General features: G+C 66.5%; 4 protein-coding genes and 1 pseudogene. 1 reads left to right on the top strand and 4 read right to left on the bottom strand.

Translation table 11 applies throughout. From position 1 onward, the window contains the following. Positions 1–36: 36 nt before the first annotated feature. The 4 genes and pseudogenes from AMD30_RS23955 to AMD30_RS23940 all read right to left on the bottom strand — a co-directional run bounded on the left by AMD30_RS23955 (position 37) and on the right by AMD30_RS23940 (position 4,753). Positions 37–1,452: a cytochrome P450 gene (locus AMD30_RS23955; protein WP_197282844.1), complete on the bottom strand. Its 1,416-nt coding sequence runs from the start codon at positions 1,450–1,452 to the stop codon at positions 37–39. Positions 1,453–1,554: 102 nt separating this feature from the next. Beyond that, a pseudogene (locus AMD30_RS23950) lies at positions 1,555–2,826 on the bottom strand (glycosyltransferase 87 family protein); the annotation flags it as partial. Positions 2,827–2,913: 87 nt separating this feature from the next. Beyond that, positions 2,914–3,360, bottom strand: a complete 447-nt coding sequence (locus tag AMD30_RS23945; RefSeq protein WP_055477333.1) for a globin domain-containing protein — start codon at positions 3,358–3,360, stop codon at positions 2,914–2,916. A 121-nt stretch (positions 3,361–3,481) separates the two neighbouring features. Beyond that, positions 3,482–4,753: a reverse transcriptase family protein gene (locus AMD30_RS23940; protein ID WP_055477332.1), complete on the bottom strand. Its 1,272-nt coding sequence runs from the start codon at positions 4,751–4,753 to the stop codon at positions 3,482–3,484. 278 nt (positions 4,754–5,031) lie between these two features. Here AMD30_RS23940 and AMD30_RS24840 point away from each other — a divergent pair, with 278 nt between their 5' ends. Further along, positions 5,032–5,385, top strand: coding sequence for a GNAT family N-acetyltransferase (locus AMD30_RS24840; RefSeq protein ID WP_331456861.1), 354 nt, complete (start codon positions 5,032–5,034; stop codon positions 5,383–5,385). The last annotated feature ends 163 nt before the right edge of the window (positions 5,386–5,548 follow it).

Here is a 5,548-nt window from a genome sequence, read left to right as displayed (position 1 = left end):
AGAGACAGGGGCGTCGCTTGCGCTCCTCGGGGGCTGTCAGATCTTGCGGTGCCGCAGGTTGATCGGCAGACCGTCGGCGGGGGTCGGTCCGGTGCCGTAGGTCAGTTCCGGGCGGTAGTCGGCCGGGACGTCCCACTCGAAGCGCAGCAGCATCTGGTGCAGGATCGACTTCACTTCCATGCCACCGAAATACAGGCCGATGCACTTGTGTGCGCCGCCGCCGAAAGGCGCCCACGCGAACCGGTGGACCTTGTCTTCGCGACGTTCGGCCGAGAAACGTTCGGGGTCGAAGTGGGTGGGGTTGGGCCACCACTCCTTGCGCAGCATCGTCGCCCACGGGTGGATGGCGAGCAGGGTCCCCTTCGGGATGTAGTGGCCGCAGATCTCGGTGTCCTCGATCGCCATGCGGAAGAGCATGCCGACGGGGGCGTTGAGGCGCAGGGTCTCCTTGAACGCCAGCTCCATGCTGGGCAGCTCGTCGACGTCGTCGTAGTCGATCGTCGGCTTGTCGAGGGCGAGGGATTCTTGGCGCAGACGCTCCTGCCACTCAGGATGGCGGCCGAGGAAGTAGGTCAGCATCGACAGCGCGATGGTGCTGGTGTCGTGCGCCGCCATCATCACGAAGATCATGTGGTTGACGATGTCCTCGTCGGAGAACGTCTCACCCTCGTCGCTCTCGGCGTTGCAGAGGACGCTGAACAGGTCGTCGGCATCGTTGCCGCGACGCAGCGGGATCTCCGAGCGGAAGTACTCCTGCAGCGCCTCGCGGCCCCGGAGTCCCTGCGCCCAGGTCCAGTTGCCGACGTCCTTGCGGACCATCGCCTGGCCGCCGCGGACCGCAGCCTCGAAGGCATGCTCCAGGCGGTGGGCCTCGGACTCGCTGACGTGCGCACCCATGAACACCTCGGTCGCCAGCGACAGGGTGAGATCCTTGGTGCGCGAGTACATCCTGAACCCGTTGCCGACCTCCCAGTTGGCGAGGGTTTTCTCGATGTGCGGCGTCATGATGTCCAGGTAGCCGGTGAGCCGCGGCCGGCTGAACGCCTGCTGCATGATGCGGCGGTGCTGCATGTGCTCGTCGAAGTCCATCAGCATGACGCCCCGGCGGAAGAACGGCCCGATCATCGGTTCCCAGCCGAGCTCGCTGGAGAAGGCCTTCTTGCGGTTCATCCAGACCGCTTCGATCGCGTCCGGGCCGACAAGCGTGACCATGTTCATGCCCAGCGCACCCGACCACGAGACCTCGCCGTACTTCTCGAACCGGTCCATCGCCGACTTCAGCGGGTCGACCAGCGCCTCGAGCGTGTTGCCGAGCCACGGGATCCCCGGGTCACCCATGACCGGCTTGAGGTCGGACCCGGCGGGTGGCTCGGCCAGCGGGCGCTCCGAGCTCGGGTACATGCTGCTCGCCTTCGCCAGCACGCTTTGGATCTGCTTCTTCCGACTCGTCATGAACCTGCCACTCCCCGTTGATCCGATGTGCGTTACATCACTGTGCACCATTGGAACGGATTTAGCGCTTGTTTCAAGGGGATCGCGCAGACGAGGTGTTCGGGCAGGTTGTGCGAGCGTGTCGGCGCCTCTCCGGGCGGCGAGCACGCGTGGCGCGGACGATCCCAGGGCGATGAGGACCACCAGGCCCCAGAGCAGGTACGACGACCCGATGACGTGCTGCCACCAGGACCAGGACAGCTCGGCGTCGTACCGCTGCGGGATGCGCTGATGCGGCGCGACGGCGAAGATGACCAGTCCGGTGCCGAACAGCCACCACCAGATCGTCGACGCCGTTGGCCGCGTCGCGAGGTAGGTGAGCAGGATCAGCAGCGGGACCACCCACACCCAGCTGTGGTCCCAGGCGACCGGCGAGCAGAACAGCGCGGCGAAAGCGACCGCGATCAGGGCCGCCACGTCGTGCGGTGTCGTCGTTCGAGGGTCTGCCGGTGCCGCGGACACCAGACGCCACGCCACCCACGCGATGAGCAATCCGACGACCAGCGAGACGAGGAACCATGCGAGGTCGGATTCCGCACCCAGGCGTCCGAGTTCACCCTTGATCGACTGGTTGTTCGCGAAGTGTGGGCTCCCGATCCGGTCGGTGTCGAAGAGGGTCGACGTCCAGTAGGTCGTCGAGTCGTCCGGTGTCAGCAGATGGCCCAGTGCGGCGTAGCCGACCGCCGAGAGCGCAGCCACTCCCAGTGCACGCCAGTCCCGCCGGACGAAGAAGTACAGCAGGAAGACCGCGGGAGTCAGCTTGATCGAGATGGCGAGACCGACGAGGAGTCCGTTCCACCACCTGCCCCGGCCCAACAGGGCGTCGACGACGACGAGCGTCATCAGCACGATGTTGATCTGTCCGAAGTTGAGAGTGTCGCGGACCGGCTCGAGCCAGAGACCGACCGTCGCGGCCGCCGTTGCGAGCCACCACAGGTCGGAGGCCGATCGGTCGAGGAGGCGCGACAGCACGATCCGGCACACCACGAGCAGACAGCCGATGGACATCGCCGTGAACAGGGCCTGCCCGACTGCCAGCGGGACGAGGGTGAACACCGAGAACAGCGCGGCGGCCAGCGGCGGATAGGTGAAGGGCAGACTCGCGCCCTCGGCCAGCGGTGGCAGGACGCCGTACAGCTCGTCGCCGTCGAGCAGGACCTGACCACCCATGCGGTAGACGTCGAAGTCGATGCGATACGGGGCGGGCGGCTGATTCGGCAGGACGACGATCGCGACCACCGAACTGATGAGGAAGGCGGCGAGAGTCGCCCATCGTGCCCAGGGCGTCTCCAGGTAGCGATCCAGCGAACTCCGGGTGGTTCCAGCAGCAGTCACGAGCCCTCACTTCCGAGCGGGATCGTATCGCGGGGCGCGCCCTGCGCATCGGAGCGGAGTCTGGGACCGGCCGTCGTTCGGTAGGTGTCAGGCCGCGCCGGCGCTGCGTCGAGGAGCGCGTGCCGGAGTCCGGGACTCTGCCGGGTAACCGTCGAGCATGATGGTCGCGACCGCGCCGAGCGCACGGTCCCATGCCAGCGTCATGGCCGGAGTCCACGAGTCGCCGGCGATCTCGCTCATGGCGGCGATCATGCATTCCGCGACTGCCGTGTACATCGGCCGCGTGACGCCGAACCCGGCGTGCCGACGCCCCAGCGCGTGCAGCGTCGTCGTCAGCCACTCGGCGTCGTCGACATGCTTCACCACCGACACGACCACGTTCCGCAACATCTCGGCCTGGGTGCGACTGTCTCGGCCGAACATCGCACGGACCGTGGGATAGCGGTCGAACAGGATCTCGTAGAAGCGAACGGTGAGTCCCGAGTCGGGCAGGTCGACGAGGGCCAGGCTCTCTTCGAGCAGTTGCTTGTCCATGTGCGGACTTTGCTGCCCGGGCATTGCGGCTGGACTCGCGACGCGGAAGGCAGAGGTAACAGTGGTCTCACATCGAGGCCAGCCCAATGTGAGGTTCGGGATGCTTCGGTGCCGATGGTTCTCAGGTGTCCCAATCGATCGAGCCGGCCATGTCCAGAAGCCGGCGTCGGCGCGCCTCCCCCGTTGCGCCCACCCAGGCGATGAGTCCGTAGACGTGTGCACGAAAGTCCGGGTGGTCATCATGATTCTGCGACGACGCCCCGTGGCGGCGCGCGTTGTGAAGCAGGGCCCTCAGATTGTCGTAGTCGGATCTCGCGACCTGGGGTCGGTCGTTGACGACCAGGCCGGCAAGGCGTTGGCGCTGATGGCTGTACATGATCCGGACCTTGCCCGGGTGGACGGTGAAACGCTCGTCCTCGACGATCCGGAGCATCGTCCAGAGCGCACGGTCGGCGTTTATCGCGTCGCCGGAGATCGCGAGGTCGTCGCCGTACCGGGTGTACCGGAGACCGTTGCGGCGGGCATAGCCGTCCAGGCGCTGGTCGAGTGGTCGCATCACGAGGTTGGCCAGATGCGGCGAGGTCGGCGCACCCTGAGGCAGGTGCCGGTCCCGTAGTAGCACCGCATGTTCGCGATCGAGTCCGCGAAGTTCGTCCACAGGCGTCGCCGTGGTGCACAATTCGGCGAGCAGGCGCGCGATGTGTGGCTGATAGCCGACGTCCCGGAAGACCGCACGGACACGCTGGACGGTGATGGTCTCGAAGCAGTGCCGTAGGTCGACGCGCACGACCGCGGGCCGGTCCGTGTGCGGCCAGGCGAAAGCAGCCGGCGATGACCCGGGCACGAAACCGCGGGCCGCCGGGTGTGCCGGGATGCGTTCGACCAGCCGTCTGAGAAGACGCCGCTGCGTTTCTCGCATCCGCGGCTTCGGAGCTTCGATGACGCGAACACCGTCGCGTTTCTCACGGCGCCAGATGCGGTAGTGCCGCAGCGGAGGACGCGCGGTCCGCAACCACTGGCCCCGGTCGGCGAACCACTCGAGCTCCGGGACGGTGAAGTCGAGCCAGTGCGCGAACTGCTCCACATCGTAGAGATCAGGCAGGTCGTCGAGCACTGTGCCCGTCGACTCCGGCTCGTGGAGCAGGATGGGCTGACCGACCGCGGGGGCCGGGTGTGTCCATGGCAGGAGGGCCTCGATCATCACGGTCGCGGGGTGGCGCGGTTCGTGTGGTGAGAGGTCGAAGATCCGTGCGGCCACGTCCGTGGTGACGTCAGCGGGCAGAACCGCGCGCAACGCGGTGAGCACCTCCGGCCACGTCCAGGCGGAATAGGTCCGCGAAAACGCTGCAGCGACTTCGGCTGCCTCGTTCGCGTCCAGAAAAGGCTCGGTCACGGCATCGTCGTGTGTCGGCGTGAGGGGTCTCGGTGATGAACGACGGGTGTAGTGACCAGAACTGTGATGCAGCGGCGCCGGGTGGCACGTGGAGCGTGCGCGCCGGCGTCGGACGCAGGAACCAGCTGTGAATTGCACCCAGGGGTTACCCCTGAGACGGATCGCGACGATCCACTCTCACCTCGCCCGTCGTTCATCAACCGACATGCTGCCACGGCGGTGGGACAACTCGGTGGAACGACGGGACGTGCGCGGGTCACCTGCGGCGGCTGCCGCTGGTGCAGTTGGCGAGAGTGCCTCGTGGGCGGCCGTTCTGCGGCTCGTCAGTGGCCGCACTGCATCTGAGGAACCTCTGGGTTGGCGGATCTCGTGGATGCATTGGTGCTCGCGTCGCTCCTGCATCGACTGAACCGTGGTCGCTGAATGTCGTTCCCCGTCATCACGGCCACGGCGTGGCCCTTGAATTGATGACCTCGGTGCTCGGCGGTACCGGCGTCCCGGCCTACCTGTGGGTTGTACGCGACAACGCACGGGCCGTGGCGTTCTACCGCAAACACGGCTTCGAACTCGACGGTGGCACACGCTACGACCCCGACTGGGACCGCCACGAAGTACGCATGACCACCACATAGGGATAAGGGACGAGAAACAACTCACATCGAAAAGGTGCAAGAACGACGCCGAGCCACTCCTACGGCGTTCGCCGGGCGTGCTCCACATCCGCGGACGCAGAAGCGCAAGTTGCCGATTGAAAGCCGACTTGCGGCCCGAATCGCGATACGGCTGTGACGGGAG

Source organism: Gordonia sp. HS-NH1 (assembly GCF_001418765.1).
Classification (GTDB): Bacteria; Actinomycetota; Actinomycetes; order Mycobacteriales; family Mycobacteriaceae; genus Gordonia.
The sequence above is the reverse complement of the archived record's forward strand: the minus strand, read 5'-3'. Positions and strand labels throughout refer to the sequence as shown.

Excerpts from the sequence above, each read along its gene's own strand:
- AMD30_RS23955 (WP_197282844.1), bottom strand. The coding sequence starts at position 1,452 with ATGACGAGTCGGAAGAAGCAGATCCAAAGCGTGCTGGCGAAGGCGAGC.
- AMD30_RS23945 (WP_055477333.1), bottom strand. The coding sequence starts at position 3,360 with ATGGACAAGCAACTGCTCGAAGAGAGCCTGGCCCTCGTCGACCTGCCC.